Origin of the sequence: Rahnella sp. PD12R (genome assembly GCF_019200965.1) — a bacterium.
Lineage (GTDB): Bacteria > Pseudomonadota > Gammaproteobacteria > Enterobacterales > Enterobacteriaceae > Rahnella > Rahnella laticis.
Genome location: NZ_JAHTMS010000003.1, coordinates 449,423 through 465,774 on the forward strand (window position 1 = coordinate 449,423; position 16,352 = coordinate 465,774).

General features: G+C 53.8%; 12 protein-coding genes. 8 read left to right on the forward strand and 4 right to left on the reverse strand.

From position 1 onward, the window contains the following. The first annotated feature begins 223 nt into the window (after positions 1–223). The 3 genes from KWG64_RS09090 (at position 224) to yjiA (ending at position 3,636) form a co-directional block, all read left to right on the forward strand. A complete protein-coding gene (locus KWG64_RS09090; RefSeq protein ID WP_218521689.1) occupies positions 224–2,374 on the forward strand; it encodes a carbon starvation CstA family protein in 2,151 nt (716 codons plus the stop codon). A 79-nt stretch (positions 2,375–2,453) separates the two neighbouring features. Continuing rightward, positions 2,454–2,657 carry a YbdD/YjiX family protein gene (locus KWG64_RS09095; RefSeq protein WP_104924916.1) on the forward strand — a complete coding sequence of 68 codons (204 nt, stop codon included), beginning with the start codon at positions 2,454–2,456 and terminating at the stop codon, positions 2,655–2,657. Between the two features lie 13 nt (positions 2,658–2,670). Then, positions 2,671–3,636, forward strand: coding sequence for a GTPase (yjiA, locus tag KWG64_RS09100; RefSeq protein WP_218521690.1), 966 nt, complete (start codon positions 2,671–2,673; stop codon positions 3,634–3,636). 25 nt (positions 3,637–3,661) lie between these two features. On the opposite strand, the gene btsR is transcribed toward yjiA, so the two are convergent. Together btsR and KWG64_RS09110 are read right to left on the reverse strand one after the other, a co-directional pair. Beyond that, positions 3,662–4,381, reverse strand: a complete 720-nt coding sequence (btsR, locus tag KWG64_RS09105) for a two-component system response regulator BtsR (RefSeq protein WP_218521691.1) — start codon at positions 4,379–4,381, stop codon at positions 3,662–3,664. Next, positions 4,375–6,063 (reverse strand): sensor histidine kinase, encoded by a 1,689-nt coding sequence (locus tag KWG64_RS09110; protein WP_218521692.1) that lies wholly within the window; start codon positions 6,061–6,063, stop codon positions 4,375–4,377. Before KWG64_RS09110 ends, btsR begins: the two co-directional genes overlap by 7 nt. A gap of 237 nt (positions 6,064–6,300) precedes the next feature. Between KWG64_RS09110 and fbaB the strand changes: the two genes are divergently transcribed. The 4 genes from fbaB (at position 6,301) to KWG64_RS09130 (ending at position 11,729) form a co-directional block, all read left to right on the forward strand. Then, a complete protein-coding gene (fbaB, locus tag KWG64_RS09115; RefSeq protein ID WP_195813424.1) occupies positions 6,301–7,350 on the forward strand; it encodes a class I fructose-bisphosphate aldolase in 1,050 nt (349 codons plus the stop codon). A gap of 108 nt (positions 7,351–7,458) precedes the next feature. Next, complete coding sequence (locus tag KWG64_RS09120) at positions 7,459–9,144, forward strand: Hsp70 family protein (protein ID WP_218521693.1); 1,686 nt, start codon at positions 7,459–7,461, stop codon at positions 9,142–9,144. 3 nt (positions 9,145–9,147) lie between these two features. Beyond that, positions 9,148–10,410, forward strand: a complete 1,263-nt coding sequence (locus KWG64_RS09125; protein WP_218521694.1) for a hypothetical protein — start codon at positions 9,148–9,150, stop codon at positions 10,408–10,410. Continuing rightward, on the forward strand, positions 10,407–11,729 hold the full coding sequence (locus KWG64_RS09130) for a hypothetical protein (RefSeq protein WP_218521695.1): 1,323 nt from the start codon (positions 10,407–10,409) through the stop codon (positions 11,727–11,729). Before KWG64_RS09125 ends, KWG64_RS09130 begins: the two co-directional genes overlap by 4 nt. Before the next feature lie 36 nt (positions 11,730–11,765). Here the strand turns inward: KWG64_RS09130 and amyA are convergent, their stop codons facing one another. Together amyA and proP are read right to left on the reverse strand one after the other, a co-directional pair. Then, the gene (amyA, locus tag KWG64_RS09135) at positions 11,766–13,247 is read right to left on the reverse strand and encodes an alpha-amylase (RefSeq protein ID WP_195813428.1); all 1,482 of its coding nucleotides are present in this window, start codon (positions 13,245–13,247) and stop codon (positions 11,766–11,768) included. Between the two features lie 122 nt (positions 13,248–13,369). Next, positions 13,370–14,872 (reverse strand): glycine betaine/L-proline transporter ProP, encoded by a 1,503-nt coding sequence (gene proP / locus KWG64_RS09140; RefSeq protein WP_195825930.1) that lies wholly within the window; start codon positions 14,870–14,872, stop codon positions 13,370–13,372. A gap of 293 nt (positions 14,873–15,165) precedes the next feature. On the opposite strand from proP, the gene KWG64_RS09145 reads away from it, so the two are divergent. Continuing rightward, positions 15,166–16,347: an oligogalacturonate lyase family protein gene (locus tag KWG64_RS09145; RefSeq protein WP_218521696.1), complete on the forward strand. Its 1,182-nt coding sequence runs from the start codon at positions 15,166–15,168 to the stop codon at positions 16,345–16,347. Positions 16,348–16,352 lie beyond the last annotated feature (5 nt).

Sequence of the window (16,352 nt, forward strand, 5' to 3'; positions counted from 1 at the left end):
ATCTAAATCACAAAATTCAGTGGGTTAGCGCGACATCAAAACCGCTTACCGCCTCCAGTAACCGCTTATCTCCCCATACAACCGCTTAACCACTCTTTCCCCCGTTTTGCGGTGAAATTCGCCATCCTGTGTCTGGCAAAAAAATAGTGCCCTTCTCATATAAAAAGCTCCTCTCATAATCGGTGAGGGGCATTCGTTGGCTATTCTGACAACCAGGTTTCATATGAATACAAAATCAATATTCAAGCATATACCCTGGATGATTCTGGGAATCATCGGTGCTTGCTGTCTGGCAGTGGTTGCCTTACGGCGAGGTGAACATATCAGTGCGTTGTGGATTGTGGTGGCATCGGTTTCGGTCTATCTGGTGGCCTACCGGTATTACAGCCTCTACATCGCGCAAAAAGTGATGAAGCTCGACCCGACGCGTTCAACGCCCGCGGTACTTAATAACGACGGGCTGAACTATGTACCGACGCACCGCAACGTGCTGTTCGGTCACCACTTTGCGGCCATTGCGGGCGCAGGCCCGCTGGTCGGGCCGGTGCTGGCGGCGCAAATGGGCTATCTGCCCGGCGTGCTGTGGCTGCTGGCGGGTGTGGTGCTGGCCGGTGCGGTACAGGATTTCATGGTGCTGTTTATTTCCTCGCGCCGTAACGGGGCGTCGCTCGGTGAGATGATCAAAGAGGAAATGGGGCCGGTGCCGGGCACCATCGCCCTGTTCGGCTGTTTCCTGATCATGATTATCATTCTGGCGGTGCTGGCGCTGATTGTGGTGAAAGCGCTGGCAGAAAGCCCGTGGGGCGTGTTTACGGTCTGTTCAACGGTGCCTATCGCGCTGTTTATGGGCATTTACATGCGCTTTATCCGGCCAGGTCGAGTGGGTGAAATCTCAGTGATTGGCGTGATTTTGCTGATTGCCTCCATCTGGTTTGGCGGCGTGATTGCCCATGACCCGTACTGGGGCCCGGCGCTGACGTTTAAAGACACCACCATCACCTTTACCCTGATTGGCTATGCGTTTATTTCTGCGCTGCTGCCGGTCTGGCTGATTCTGGCGCCGCGCGATTATCTGGCGACGTTCCTGAAAATCGGCGTGATTGTCGGGCTGGCGATCGGGATTGTGATCCTGAATCCGGAACTGAAAATGCCTGCGATTACGCAGTACATTGACGGCACCGGTCCGCTGTGGAAAGGCGCACTTTTCCCGTTCCTGTTTATCACCATTGCCTGTGGCGCGGTGTCCGGTTTCCATGCGCTGATTGCTTCCGGCACCACACCTAAACTGCTGGCCTGTGAGACTGACGCGCGCTTTATCGGTTATGGCGCAATGCTGATGGAATCCTTCGTGGCCGTAATGGCGCTGGTTGCAGCTTCCATCATCGAACCGGGTTTGTATTTTGCGATGAACACCCCGCCAGCCGGTCTGGGCATTGTGATGCCAAACCTGCATGAGCTGGGCGGCGATAATGCGCCGATGATCCTGGCACAACTGAAAGACGTGACGGCGCACGCGGCGGCCACGGTGAGTTCATGGGGCTTTGTGATCACCCCCGAACAAATTCTGCAAACCGCGAAAGACATCGGCGAACCTTCCGTGCTGAACCGCGCGGGTGGTGCACCGACGCTGGCGGTGGGTATCGCGCACGTCTTCAACAAGATTGTGCCGTTTGCCGATATGGGCTTCTGGTATCACTTCGGGATCCTGTTCGAAGCGCTGTTTATCCTGACCGCGCTGGACGCCGGGACGCGTTCCGGACGCTTTATGTTGCAGGATTTGCTCGGCAACTTTATTCCGTTCCTGAAGAAAACCGATTCACTGGTGGCCGGGATTGTGGGTACTGCCGGTTGCGTGGGCCTGTGGGGGTATCTGTTGTATCAGGGCGTGGTCGATCCGCTGGGCGGCGTGAAAAGCCTTTGGCCGTTGTTCGGGATCTCCAACCAGATGCTGGCCGCCGTCGCGCTGGTGCTGGCAACCGTCGTGCTGATCAAAATGAAACGCACAAAATACATCTGGGTCACCGTGTTGCCTGCGGTCTGGCTGCTGATCTGCACCACCTGGGCGCTGGGCCTGAAACTGTTCAGCACCAATCCGCAGATGGAAGGCTTCTTCTTCATGGCCAGCCAGTATAAAGCCCGCATCGCCGCTGGCGGCGCGGACCTGACGGAACAGCAAATCAGCAACATGAACCATATTGTGATCAACAACTACACCAACGCAGGGCTGAGTATTCTGTTCCTGATTGTGGTGTACAGTATAATTTTCTACGGCTTCAAGGCGTGGTTCCAGGCGCGTAAAACCGACCAGCGTACCGATAAAGAGACGCCGTATGTGCCGGTGCCGGAGGAAGGTATCAAACTCTCCAGCCACTGATAATGTTGTGTTACGGCCCCGCACCCGCGGGGCTTTCCCGCCTATCGCATGGCGGCCAATACCCTTAAAGGAGCGGCTTGTGTTCGATAATTTAGGCGCGGCGAAGAAGTACCTCGGTCAGGCGGCGCGCATGCTGGTGGGGATCCCCGATTACGATACCTACGTGCTGCACATGCAGACCAATCATCCGGACAAACCGATGATGACTTACAAAGAATTTTTCCGCGAACGCCAGCAGGCCCGCTACGGCGGCGACGGCAAAGGCGGGATGCGCTGTTGTTAACAGGAATGACGTCATGACACCCATTGCGGTCACGGTTTTAACCGGTTTTCTCGGCGCAGGCAAAACCACCCTGCTGCGCCAGATGCTGCATCAGCAGCACGATTACAAAATTGCGGTCATTGAAAATGAGTTTGGCGAAGTGGCGATCGACAGTCAGCTGATTGGCGATCGCGCGACGCGGATTACCACGCTGACCAACGGATGCATCTGTTGCAGCCGTTCGAACGAACTGGAAGACGCGTTGTTGGATTTGCTCGACGGTCTGGATAAAGGCGACGTGCAGTTTGACCGGCTGGTGATTGAATGCACCGGCATGGCGGATCCGGGGCCGATTTTGCAGGCGTTTTTCGCCCATGAAATTATCTGTGAACGCTATCTGCTCGACGGCGTGATCACGCTGGTGGACGCGGTGCACGCGCAACAACAGCTGGATCAGTTCCCGCTGGCGCAGTCGCAGATTGGTTATGCTGACCGGATTTTACTGACGAAAACCGATGTGGCCGGTGAGAGCGGCGAGCTGATTGCGCGTTTGCAGCGTATTAATGCCCGCGCGCCGGTGTATCCGGTGGTGAACGGCGATATCGATCTGGCGCTGTTGTTCGACACGCGTGGTTTTATGCTGGAAGAAAACGTGGTGGTTTCAAAGCCGGTTTTCCGCCGCATTGTGGCGCAGCAGGAAAACACGATTTCCTCCATTGTGGTGGAACTGGATTATCCGGTGGCGTTGCAGGCGGTCTCCGGCGTGATGGAAGGTTTGCTTTCCGGTTTTGCGGACAGCCTTCTGCGCTACAAAGGTATGTTGTGGATTGAAGATCAGCCGTGCCGCCTGCTGTTTCAGGGCGTTCAGCGGCTGTACAGTGCCGACTGGGATCGCCCGTGGGAACCGGAAGAAACGCCGGTCAGCCAGCTGGTGTTTATCGGCGTGGCGTTACCGGAAGCCGAAATTCGTCAGGCATTTGACGGGCTGAAACCCGCCTGAACCGCCTTGCCGTCAGCCCTGGCACTTAAAGCCCGACGGCTTCTTTCAGTGATTTGAGATAGCGGCGGCTGACCGGCACGATCTGGCCGTCGCGCAGTAACAGCTCCGCCTGATTGTTATCTTCCAGACGGATCTCCTTCAGATAATCCATATTCACCAGATATTGCCGGTGACAACGTAACAACGGCGTGCGGCTTTCCAGCGTGCGCAGCGTCAGTTCCGTAAACCCTTCCTTGCCGTCCTGGCTGGTCACGTAAACCCCGCTCATCCGGCTGCTGACAAACGCCACCTCTTCCATCTGTAACAGCCAGATCCGGCTGTGGCCGCTGCACGGAATGAATTTCAGCGACTGCTGGCTTTCCGGCAGTTGCGAGATTTCCTGCACCTGACGTTCCTGCCGCAACCTTGCCAGCGTTTTTTGTAAACGCAGCGGTTCAATGGGTTTCAGCAGGTAATCAAAGGCGCATTCTTCGAATGCCTGCACCGCGTATTCGTCAAACGCGGTGAGAAAAACAATGTGCGGACGATGCCGGTGATCGAGCATTCCGGCCATTTCCAGCCCGCTGATGCGCGGCATCTGAATGTCCAGAAACAGGACGTCCGGACGCAGTTTATGCACCGCGCCGATGGCTTCAATGGCGTTGGCGCATTCGCCGATAATTTCGATGTCGCCTTCGTTCTCAAGCAGAAGCCGCAGGTTTTCGCGCGCCAGCGGTTCATCATCAACAATCATCACTCTTAACATGCGGGTTCCTCGATCGGCAGGCGCAACGTGACGCGGGTGAAAAGATCCGGTTCGCAGCTGACGGCGATCCCGTAGTCATCGCCAAAACGGGCGCGCAGGCGTTTATCCACCAGACTCATGCCCAGCCCGTTGCTTTCGGTGCGCGGCTGATACAAACCGGCGTTGTCCTCGACCTCAACCACGACGTTTTGCCCGTCACGGCGGGCGCGGATAGTAATCACGCCGTTGCCGAGCAGCTGAGAGGTGCCGTGTTTTATGGCGTTTTCCACAATGGGTTGCAGGGTAAATGCAGGCAGATTCTGCGCCGAGAGCGGGTCCGGCACCTGAAGTTCGACCTTAAGCCGCGAGGGAAAGCGCGCCAGTTCGATTTGCAGATAGGCATTCACGTGCTCGATTTCGTTGGCCAGCGTGACGATTTCTGAAGGACGTTTGAGGTTTTTGCGAAAGAACGTTGAGAGATATTGCACCAGTTGCCCGGCTTTATCGCTGTCGTTGCGGATCACCGCCATCAGCGTATTGAGTGCGTTAAACAGGAAATGCGGATTCACCTGCGCGTGCAGCAGTTTGATTTCCGACTGTGCGAGCAGCGCTTTCTGTTGCTCGTATTTTCCCGCCAGAATTTGCGCCGACAAGAGCTGTGCAATGCCTTCGCCCAGCGTGCGGTTGATCGAACTGAACAGCCGGTTGCGCGCTTCATACAATTTGATGGTGCCGATCACCCGCTGATTTTCGCCCCGCAGCGGGATCACCAGTGTCGAACCCAGTTTACAGTTCGGGTGCAGCGAGCAGCGGTAAGGCAGTTCATTGCCGTCGGCGTACACCACTTCGTCCATTTCAATCGCCCGCCAGGTATAGGCGGAAGATATCGGTTTGCCGGGCAAATGGTGGTCATCGCCCACGCCGGTAAAGGCCAGCAGTTTTTCGCAATCGGTAATGGCGACGGCGCTGATATCCAGTTCCTGATGCAGAACCTGCGCCACTTTCATGCTGTTTTCTTCGTTGAACCCCTGCCGCAATATCCCTTCCGTCGAAGCCGCCACCCTCAGCGCGGTAGCGGAAAACGCTGACGTGTATTTTTCAAACATCGCGCGCTTATCCAGCAGGATGCGCATAAACATCGCGGCGCCCAGCGTGTTAGTCACCATCATCGGCGCGGCAATATTACTGACCAGATGCAGTGCGTCATGAAACGGCCGGGCAATCAGCAGGATGATCAGCATCTGCACCGTTTCAGCCACGAACGTAATTGCGCCTGCGGTCAGCGGATTGAACAGCATATCGGTGCGTCCGCGGCGGATCAGAATGCTGTGCAGCAAACCGCCGAGCAGCCCTTCGGTAATGGTGGAAACCATGCAACTGAGCGCCGTCATACCGCCCATCGAATAACGGTGTAAACCCCCGGTCAGCCCGACCAGTCCGCCGACTACCGGACCGCCCAGCAGGCCGCCCATCACCGCGCCAATCGCACGCGTATTGGCAATCGAATCTTCAATGTGCAGGCCGAAATAGGTGCCCATAATGCAGAATACGGAGAAGGTGATGTAGCAAAGCAGCTTGTGAGGCAACCGGACGGTGACCTGCATCAGCGGGATGAAAAGGCGGGTTTTACTCATCAGCCAGGCGATAACCAGAAACACACACATCTGCTGTAAAAGCAGTAAAACTAAATTGAACTCGTACATGCCCGACATCCGCAATCAGTGAAGTGCACACGATAGCGCGTTCAGCGAAACGTTTCTTTGGCACGCGCCAGAAAAACGAAATCGATTTATTAATTTTTTGTATGTGTGGCTTGCGTCAGTCCTCAGCATCTAATGTGCAAGTTGGCCGGAATCAAAACGTTAGTCTACTTTGTCTACTGTAAGGCAGGTTCATTCATCGCTCTGAACCCCTGTTCAGAGCCCGAGACGGAGTTCGTTATGACTGATATCTCTAAGGTTTTAGGTAAAGAAGCCGATTCCCTGTTGCAACATCGTTGTTCCACCATTACTGCTGAGCAGCTTAATCTTCCGGGGGCTGATTTTGTCGATCGCGTCATGATTGATAATAACCGCTCGCCGCGCGTGCTGGCTGCGATGCAAAATTTGTATAACACCGGTCGTCTGTCGGGAACCGGTTATCTGTCGATTCTGCCTGTCGATCAGGGCGTCGAGCATTCCGCAGGCGCATCATTTGCGGCCAATCCGCTCTATTTTGACCCGAAGAATATAGTCGAACTGGCACTGGAAGCCGGTTGCAACTGTGTGGCCTCAACTTACGGCGTGCTGGCTTCCGTGTCCCGCCGCTATGCCCACAAAATCCCGTTCCTGGTCAAACTGAACCACAATGAAACGCTCAGTTATCCGACCCAGTACGATCAGACGCTGTACGCCAGCGTGGATCAGGCGTTTGATCTGGGCGCGCAGGCCGTCGGCGCAACCATTTATTTCGGTTCGGAACAATCCCGTCGCCAGATTGAGGAGATCTCCGCCGCGTTCGAGCGGGCGCATGAACTGGGCATGGTCACGGTGTTGTGGGCGTATCTGCGCAATCCGGCGTTTGTGAAAGACGGCGTGGATTATCACTCCAGCGCGGATTTGACCGGTCAGGCGAACCACCTTGCGGCCACCATTGGCGCAGATATCGTGAAGCAAAAGATGGCCGAAAATAACGGCGGCTACAACGCCGTGAAGTTTGGTTATACCGACGCACGCGTGTATTCCAAACTCACCACCGATCACCCTATCGATCTGGTGCGTTATCAGCTGGCGAACTGCTACATGGGGCGTGCCGGTTTGATTAACTCCGGCGGTGCGGCAGGCGAAAACGACATTCAGGAATCGGTGCGTACAGCGGTTATTAACAAACGCGCGGGCGGCATGGGGCTGATTCTGGGGCGTAAAGCTTTCAAGAAATCCATGCAAGAGGGCGTGGCGTTAATCAATGCGGTGCAGGATGTGTATCTGGATAAGAAAGTGACCATCGCGTAAGTCAGTCTACTAATTCCCTTAAGTATTCTGTAAATTTGGCCGATAGAGACGTTTCGTCGTCAGACACTTCTTTCGGCCATTCTCAGTTTATTTTCGGGAGTAATACGGATGTTGATAGGGATAGATTTAGGCACGTCAAACAGTGCTGTTTCCATCTGGCAGGACGGTCAGGCCGTTCTGATACCGAACGCCTACGGGCACAATCTCACGCCTTCGGTTATCGGGCTCGATGATAACGGGCACATTCTTGTCGGCGCACCCGCTCATGCCCGCCTGTTTACTCACCCCGGTTTAACCCTCTCCAGTTTTAAACGCTTCATGGGCACCGACCATAATTTCCGGCTCGGACATCAGTCTTTTCGTGCAGAAGAGCTTTCCGCCCTGCTGTTGCGCAGCCTGAAAGCCGACGCCGAGCAGCATTGCGGGTGTAAAGTCGAACGCGCCATCATTACCGTTCCCGCCTATTTCAATGACATTCAGCGTAAAGCCGTGAAAACCGCCGGGGAGCTGGCGGGTTTGCACGTTGAGCGCTTGCTGAACGAACCGACCGCCGCATCGCTGGCTTACGGGCTGGCGAATCAGCAGGAGCAGAAGTTTCTGGTGTTCGATCTGGGCGGCGGCACTTTTGATGTCTCGATCATCGATATGTTCGAAGGCGTCATAGAAGTGCGCGCCAGCAGCGGCGATGTGTTTCTCGGCGGCGATGACTTTACGCGCAGCCTGGTCAGCTGGATGCTGGCGCAATTTTCGCAACTCGACCAGGAAGACACCGGTTTACACGGCCGGCTCGTCACATTAGCGGAGCGGGCCAAGCGCCAGCTGACGACGCAGGACGGTACGTCCGTCAGTTATCAGCATGAAGGCGAAACGCTGAGCTGGACGATCACGATGGAGATTCTGGCGCAGTGCTGTGAAAGTGCGCTGGAACGGATGAAAAAGCCGGTGATTCAGGCGCTGCGTGATGCGAAGTTTTCCGCCGATCAGGTGGATCATATTGTGCTGGTGGGCGGCGCGACGCGGATGCCACTGGTGCGTCAGGCTGTCGCGCGTTTGTTTGGCCGTTTCCCACGCTGCGATCTTCAGCCCGATGAAGCGGTTGCGCTGGGTGCGGGTATTCAGGCCGGGCTGGCGATGCAGGATCAGGCACTTGACGATATCGTGCTGACTGACGTGATGCCCTTCACGCTCGGTATTGAGATTGCGCGCCGTAAAGGCGAAGGCTATGAGACGGGGCACTTTATGCCGCTGATCGAACGCAATAGCTTTGTGCCGGTCAGCCGTGTTGAATCCGTCCGCACAACGACCGACCAGCAAAAAATGCTCGAATTTTCGATTTATCAGGGCGAAGGCCGCCGCGTTTCCGACAATATTTTGCTCGGTTCATTATCGCTGGATATCCCGCCACGCCCTGCCGGTGAAATCACCGCCGACGTGCGTTTTACCTATACGCTCGACGGTATTCTGGAAGTGGAATGCAAAATCGATCATAGCGGTGAGATGAAAAAACTGGTGATCGAAAAATCCCCCGGCTCGCTCACGCCGGAACAAATCTCCGCCAGCCTGATGAAACTGGAAAACATCAAACAGCACCCGCGTGAGCAACTGGTTAACCGTCAGCTGGTCGCCGAAGCCAATGCGTTTTACGAACAAAGTCTGGGTGAGCAACGTCAATATATCGCCGATCATCTTTACCGTTTCGAAAGCGTGCTGGACACGCAGGATGCCCGGCAAATTGCTGAAGCCCGCAAGGAAATCGAGGGACTGATCGCGTATCTTCGCAAGGAATGGGAGTAACGGATGAGCATCTGGTCAGTCTTAGACATCGAACCTACCGACGATCTGAGCATCATCAAGCGCGCTTACGCCCGTAAACTGAAAACAACGCGGCCAGATCTGGATCCGGAAGGCTATCAGCGGCTGAGGGAGGCGTTCGAGCAGGCGAAAACGATTCCAAATGTACGCAGTTTAAATGTTGCACAAGATCGTGCTTTTACAGAGTTGTCGAAGCCTGAATACAGTGCGCCGGTTTCGCAACAGCAGATCCTCAATCAGGTTGATGAAATTGTGACTTTGCTGCTTGCCGATGCCACCGCCGGTTTTGAAAGGCTGTACACCTGTTTGTCTGAAGGTCCTCTGGAAAATATTCACGCCCGTGAGATGTTCAACCATTTTCTGGCAGAGGAATTGGGTAAGCGTGAAGGTGTTACCCGTTCAGTGCTGATCAACGTGGCCGCCATGATGGGATGGAAAATCGAAAATTTCAGACCTGAAGGGATTTCCGTGGACCAGTTATGGGCGATTTACACGCAGACTGAAAACACAGAGGCTTCACAATACTGGGATTCCCTCGTAAATGAATCTGAGAAGTCCATGCAGGAACATGAACGATTTCAGTTGCTGAGCGTTGAGGGCAAAAAACTGCCTTTCATGGCGAGGTTAATTCCGGGTTATGTCGGCCTGCTACGTAAGACCGTAGAAGAAATCAGCACGTACCATCCTGTATTGCTGGAGCGGGTTAATCCGCAGTTGCTCAAAACGTTATCCGGGCTACGTTTAGCTTTGGACTGGAGTACAGCTTTTTTTATCGTGTTCTGGGGAATGGTGATCGCTATTGGAATTCGCCATGACGAACATCCGCTGCGCGATGTGTCGATTATTATTTCCGTTCTACTTATCTGTACGTGGGGCAAAAGTGAGCTACAGCGTAATTTCAGACATTCGCAAAACGTTGTGGCGATATTCGAAACTCTGCTTTCGCTGCTCATCTTTGCCGTGTTTGCAAAAATCTTCAGCGGCTTGTATGGGCAACTGCATTTCATGTACGACGACCCGGGACGTGGTCCGGCACTTTTTGGCATGCTTGCCGCTTTCGTACTTTTCCTCATATGGGCAATTTGTCCGCGATACTGGCGCTGGTACAACCTTATCAGCAATAGCCTGACCGCATTTGTCACATTTCCATGGCAGCAGGCAAAAAAACCTGGCGTGATATGGCGCATCGTCATTTGTGCTTTGATGTTATTCCTTTATTCGTGGCTAGTGACCTGGGCGGTGGCATGAACAACCCATACATCTGGTCAGTCTTAGACATCGAACCTACCGACGATCTGAGCGTTATCAAGCGCGCTTACGCCCGTAAACTGAAAACGACGCGGCCAGATCAGGATCCGGAGGGCTATCAGCGGCTGAGGGAGGCGTTCGAGCAGGCGAAAGGTTACGCGGAGCGCCCCTCAAGGAGTGACGTTGTCACGGAAACTCTGAATGAATCCCCCTCTTTCGCTTTACGGATGCCGGTTCACATCGAGCCGTTAAAAGAGCTCACGCCGGATATTGATGATGTTCTGGAGCAGGAGTTAGAGGCGTTAAGGCCGGTGACGGCAATCATCGATCTCTTGATAGAAGATGAAACTGAAGGCCTGAGCCTGCTCAAATCCGTGCTATCCGGTGAGCTTTTGCAAAATCTGCGTCTGCGGGAAGCATTCAGTCAGGAACTGGCCGCGCAGCTGAGTGAGCGCGAAGGTTTGTATTCGGCGCTGCTTATTCGCGTTTCAGAGATCATGGGCTGGGATATTGACCATTATCAGCCGGGTGGTATACCCGCGCATCGTCTGGCCGCGCTTTATCGTCAGATTGAAAATACGGGCGCGAAGTATTACCTGGCTCAGTTACAAAATAAATATCAGAAATCCGCACTGGATCGGCAGCGGTTGAGGTTGCTTACCGTCGAAGGCGCCACGCTTGCGTGGTGGGCAAGGTGGATGCCTGATTTTCTGAAGCCGCTGTATGATGAACTCAGTTATATCAGGATGAATTTCCCTTCACTGTTGCCGAAAATAAACTCTCAGCTGGTGAAAGCGCTCGATGAATCACGAACAGCGATGAGCTGGGGCGCGGTGTTTCTGACTGGTTTCTGGCTTTTACTGACATTGCTTGCGACACGCGAAGACCCTGACAAGTGGCGTGACCGGATCCTGTTGATCGCGATTATCGGCGTTTATACGCAGGGCTACAGTTTTCTGGAAAGAGTTCTGCGTTACCGCCCCTGGTGGCTGAAGGTTGCGGAAGGCGGACTTTCGCTGCTCGCCCTTCTGATTTTAGTGAAAATGCTGTTGGGCTTTTTCGACGCTTTCAAACCAGAATCTGGCCATCTTCAAATGTTGATAACCAATTACGGCGTGATGAGCGTTGTCGGTTTCTGTGTGCTCTGGATGATGGCGCCGAAGACCTGGAAATGGTTTCAGGTTCCGCTTAACACCATGATTATTCTGGTGGTGTTCCCGTGGCAGCTGATGAAAAAATCAGAAGGGATTGTGGGCATAGTGTCATTTGTTTTGTTGCTGGCGATGTATGCCTTTTTGATTGCTTTGGGGATCCGCTGAAAAATAACAGGCTGGCCTCTCCGCCAGCCTGAATTTTTACTCCGCCAGAACCCAGACGCTGACGCTGCCTGCTTCACAGAAGAACTGCGCCGCGCCATTTTCATCGGTTTCGATGATGTCTTCGCGGTGTTCCAGTAAATCGCGCCATTTCTTATGCGCGAAACCGTCGCCCAGTTCGATGGTCTTTTCTCCGCCTTCCCCGTTTGACATCACCACCACGCAGCCCGGATGCTCTTCGGTTCCGCTGCGGCTGAATGCAATACAGTTAGGGTGATCGAGATAATCGGTCTGCACGCCCCACGCGTATGTCTGGCGGGCTTTGATCAGCGTTTCCAGTTGCGGGATCGCAGGCAGTTCGATGGTGTAATTATTGCCGTCATCCCCTTCATCTTCGTAACTTGCGCCAATCAAATCCGGGTAAAACACAATTGGCACACCCTGCTCACGCAGAAGGATTAACGCATAAGCCAGCGGTTTGAACCACGGCTCAACCGGCGCTTCCAGCGACTGTAGCGGCTGCGTGTCGTGGTTGGCGACCAGCGTGACCGCGTGTGACGCGTCGGCGGCGACCAGTGTGTTGTCAAAAATGGTGGTCAGATCGAAATCCGCGCCCTGCTTTGAGGCATGATGGAAGTTCAGCTGCAACGGCGCATCGAACAGCATGGTTTTGCCTTCCACCTGATGGATGTAATTTTGCAGCGTGGGCACGTCGAACGACCAGTATTCTGCCACCAGATACATAGGCTGTTCGGATTCAGCCTGAATATGGTCAATCCATTCCTTATAAAACCAGGCCGGAATATGCTTGACCGCATCCAGCCGGAACCCTGTGCAGCCGGTTTGTTCCATGATCCAGCGGCCCCAGTATTTGAGCTCTTCGCTGACCGCATTATTACGGAAATCAACGTTGGCGCCCATCAGGTAATCGTAATTCCCAAACTCGTCGTCGACCTGATCGTTCCAGCCGCCACCCGTGTAATCGTTGATGATTTTGAAAATGCCGTTTTCATCCGGGTTTTCAATGTGATCGACGCCACTGAAGCAGTGGAAATCCCAGACAAACTTGGAGTACTGCCCGTTTCGGGCGGCAAAGATGAATCGCGTCCAGGCATCGGCTTCGATGATGTCGTCGCTGATATCTTCACGGTCATCCATATTGACGCGGTTCACCTGCACGCGCTCTTTTTCGTCTGCGCCCATTTTATGGTTGAGCACCACATCGAGAATGACGCCAAGCTGATGGTGTTTCAGCGCCTGAACAGCGGCCAGAAATCCCTCTTTGTCGCCGTACTTAGTGGCGCGTGAGCCTTTCTGGTCAAACTCGCCCAAATCGAATAAGTCGTAAGTGTCATAACCCACTGAGTATCCGCCGGAACCGCCTTTATATGCCGGGGGAAGCCATGCGGCGGTGATCCCGATTTCGGCCAGCCACGCGGCTTTTTCTGCAACCTCAGGCCACAATTTGCCGCCATCCGGGTAATACCAGTGGAAGAACTGAAACAACGTAGGATTCTGCATACAGGATTTCCATTAAGATGACCGGGAAATGAAGTATGGAGCAGGAATAGAGAACTGCGAGGTAAAGGACAAAAAAAAGCCGGTCAGGAGGTGACCGGCTTGTGTTTTGCATCAGCGCTGAATCAGTTGATTTCAGGGTGCTGCGCGATCAGGTTCTTCCTTTTTGCTTCGAGTTCAGCAATCTGCGCATCAATATCTTCAATTTTATGTTCGATATTGTCGTGATGCTCCTGAAGGATTTCACGGGCTTCTGCGCGGTCAGACGCGGCTGGCGTTGCGCCTTTCAGCGGACGGTTCGCGGTTTCTTTCATGAAGATACCGGTCACCAGGCCAATGACGGAAATGACCATCAGATAGTACGCAGGCATGTACAGGTTGTTGGTCGCTTCCACCAGCCACGCCACGATGGTTGGTGTCAGGCCGGCAATCAGCACGGAGACGTTAAATGCAATGGCCAGCGCGCTGTAACGGATGTGCGTCGGGAACATCGCCGGTAAGGTGGACGCCATCACGCCGATGAAGCAGTTCAGCAGCACCGCCAGAATCAGTAACCCGAGGAAAATCAGGCCGATCACATCACTGTTAATCAGAATGAAGCACGGAATTGCCAGGATAAACAGACCGATGCTGCCAATGATGACGAAGGGTTTGCGCCCGAAACGGTCGCTCAGCATCCCCATAAACGGCTGCACAAACAGCATACCGACCATGATGGCGATGATAATCAACACGCCGTGGTCTTCAGAATAATGCAGGCTGTGAGACAGGTAACTTGGCATGTACGTCAGCAACATGTAGTAGGTGACGTTGGTGGCGATCACCATGCCGACGCAGATAATCAGCGGTTTCCACTGTTTGGTCAGGATTTCGCGGAAAGAGACTTTCGGCGGCTCGGCAATATCTTTGCGTGAGTCGCTGTCGATTTTATCCACGTGTTGCTGGAATGTCGGGGTTTCTTCCAGCGCATGGCGAAGGTAAATCCCGATCAGACCCAGCGGTGCGGCGATGAAGAACGGAATACGCCAGCCCCACTCGAGGAAGTTCGCGTCACCGACGATGCTGGAAATCAGCACCACGACGCCCGCGCCCAAAATAAACCCGGCGATGGAACCGAAATCAAGCCAGCTGCCGAGGAAGCCACGTTTTCTGTCCGGGGAATATTCCGCTACAAAAATCGCCGCACCGGTGTATTCACCGCCTACGGAGAAGCCTTGCGCCAGTTTCGCCAGTAATAACAGGATCGGCGCCCAGATACCGATGGTGGCATAGCCGGGTATCAGACCGATACAGAAGGTACTGACGGACATGATGATAATGGTGACGGATAACACTTTCTGGCGGCCAAATTTGTCGCCCAGTGCGCCGAAGAACAGACCGCCCAGAGGTCTGACGAGGAAGGGAACTGAGAAGGTTGCCAGTGCTGCAATCATCTGAATGCCGGGATCGGCACCCGGGAAAAACACCTGACCTAAAGCGAAGGCCACAAAGCCATACACACCGAAATCAAACCATTCCATCGCATTGCCCAGTGCAGCGGCGGTAATGGCTTTCTTCAGTTTTTTGTCGTCAATGATAGTAATGTCATTGATTTGCATCGGTTTAACGCGTTTCTTTCTTAATCTCATCTTTTACATCCCTTTTCCAAAATACTCCACTGTGTCAGCGTGAGATATTTTTGTTCGTACCCTTTAACTATTTCAGGTATCAATAATTATTCAGCAAGCCATATCATTATAGAGTGGTTTTCCGCTGAGGCAAAAGGCGGCCATTTTGTGATCAGCTTTACACTTTTGTTTTCCCCTGCCCCCGTTTTATCGCGTCAAGTGGTAATGTGTTTTCAAATTAATGAAACTGTATTTTAATTAATGAAAGGGAAGCCAGAATAGCGGCTAATTTCATGCTACTGATGGGGTGAATCATGGCTAAAGGTTCTCAGATTCAATTCAATTTCCACACCGTTCAGGATCCTCAGACCGGTGCCCGCGTGACGCGTTTAACGCCTCCCGACGTTCTGTGTCATCGCAATTATTTCTATCAAAAGTGTTTTACGCGTGATGGCAATAAGCTGCTTTTCGCCGGCGAATTCGACGGTAACCGCAACTATTATCTGCTGGATCTGAAGATGCAAAAAGCGGTTCAGCTGACGGAAGGTGCAGGCGATAACACGTTCGGTGGTTTTCTTTCACCCGACGATCAGTCGCTGTATTACGTGAAGAATGAGCGCAGCCTGCAATGCGTCACGCTGAAAGATTTCAGTGAACGTACCGTGTATCAGGTACCTGAAGAATGGGTCGGGTACGGAACGTGGGTGGCAAACAGTGAATGTACCCGTCTGGTCGGTATCGAAATCAGCCGCAAGGACTGGACGCCGCTCACCGACTGGACGATTTTCCAGACGTTTTATCACAGCAACCCGCACTGCCGCCTGCTGGGCGTCGATTTGCTCAGCGGAAAATCCCGTGTGATCCACGAGAAAAATGAGTGGCTTGGCCACCCGATTTATCGTCCGTTTGATGACAATACTGTCGCATTCTGCCACGAAGGCCCGCACGATCTGGTTGATGCGCGCATGTGGCTGGTAAACGAAGATGGCAGCAATGTGCGCAAAGTTAAAGAACATGCGCCGGGCGAAAGCTGCACTCATGAATTCTGGGTGCCGGACGGATCGGCGCTGATGTACGTGTCCTACCTGAAAGGCCAGCACGACCGCCATATCCGGCGCTTTGATCCGCAAACCGGGGAAGATATTTCCCTGATGACGATGCCTGCCTGTTCGCATCTGATGAGTAATGAAAGCGGATCATTGCTGGTGGGCGACGGATCCGGCACGCCGGTGGATGTGCAGGATACCGCCAGCCATACAATTGATAACGATCCGTGGCTGTACATTTTTGATGCCGAATCCCGCCGGTACGCACCGCTTGCGGCACATAACAGTTCCTGGCGCGTGCTCGATGGCGATCGTCAGGTGACGCATCCGCACCCTTCTTTCGCGCCGGACGATCGTCATGTGCTGTTCACTACCGATTACGAAGGGCTTCCGGCGCTGTATCTGGCCGAAATCCCGGCAGGCCTGCTCAGTTCATTACGCAAGGACTAAACGAC